Here is a 1,390-nt window from a genome sequence, read left to right on the forward strand (position 1 = left end):
TCAAAACTAAACACTAGAGCTTTATAGGTCAAGCCCTCGACCTATTAGTACCTATCAGCTAAACATGTTACCATGCTTACACCTTAGGCCTATCTACCAGGTAGTCTCCCTGGGGTCTTACTAGCTTGTCGCTATGGGAAATCTTATCTTGAGGGGGGCTTCACGCTTAGATGCCTTCAGCGTTTATCCCTTCCGAACTTGGCTACTCTGCTATGCACTTGGTAGTACAACAGATGCACCAGCGGTTCGTCCATCCCGGTCCTCTCGTACTAAGGACAGCTCCTCTCAAATTTCCTACGCCCACGACGGATAGGGACCGAACTGTCTCACGACGTTCTGAACCCAGCTCGCGTACCGCTTTAATGGGCGAACAGCCCAACCCTTGGAACCTGCTACAGCTCCAGGATGCGATGAGCCGACATCGAGGTGCCAAACCTCCCCGTCGATGTGAACTCTTGGGGGAGATAAGCCTGTTATCCCCGGGGTAGCTTTTATCCGTTGAGCGATGGCAATCCCACTTTCTTACCACCGGATCACTAAGTCCTACTTTCGTACCTGCTCCAGACGTCCCTGTCGCAGTCAAGCAACCTTCTGCCTTTGCACTCTACGAATGGTTTCCAACCATTCTGAGGTTACCTTTGAGCGCCTCCGTTACTCTTTCGGAGGCGACCGCCCCAGTCAAACTGCCCGCCTGACATTGTCCCCAGTCCAGCTTATGGACCCAGGTTAGAAATCCAGTACCACAAGAGAGGTATCCCACCGGCGACTCCACCAAGACTGGCGTCCTAGCTTCTTAGTCTCCCTCCTATCCTGTACATGTGATACCGAATTCCAGTATCAAGCTGCAGTAAAGCTCCACGGGGTCTTTCCGTCCTGTCGCGGGTAACCGGCATCTTCACCGGTACTACAATTTCACCGGGCGCGTTGTCGAGACAGTGCCCAAATCGTTACGCCTTTCGTGCGGGTCGGAACTTACCCGACAAGGAATTTCGCTACCTTAGGACCGTTATAGTTACGGCCGCCGTTTACTGGGGCTTAAGTTCAGACCTTCGGATTCCTCCTAAGCCCTCCCCTTAACCTTCCAGCACCGGGCAGGCGTCAGCCCCTATACTTCACCTTTCGGTTTAGCAGAGACCTGTGTTTTTGCTAAACAGTCGCTTGGGCCTTTTCTCTGCGGCCTACTTACGTAGGCTCCCCTTCTCCCGAAGTTACGGGGTCATTTTGCCGAGTTCCTTAACAACGCTTCTCCCGTCGGCCTTAGGATTCTCTCCTCATCCACCTGTGTCGGTTTACGGTACGGGTACTAATAAATCTATAGCGGCTTTTCTCGGCAGTGTGGATTCGGCAACTTCCCTACTTCTTTTTCGGTCCTCTTAACACTTCACCATCG

The 1,390-nt window shown here is 52.5% G+C and carries 1 rRNA gene (cut by a window edge); it reads right to left on the reverse strand.

The annotated features are described in order from the left end of the window. Positions 1 to 24 precede the first annotated feature (24 nt). A 23S ribosomal RNA gene (locus tag OM90_RS06375) occupies positions 25 to 1,390 on the reverse strand (its annotated part continues 1,076 nt past the right edge of the window); the annotation flags it as partial.

This window comes from Defluviitalea phaphyphila (genome assembly GCF_001466305.1).
Taxonomy (GTDB): Bacteria; Bacillota; Clostridia; order Lachnospirales; family Defluviitaleaceae; genus Defluviitalea_A; species Defluviitalea_A phaphyphila.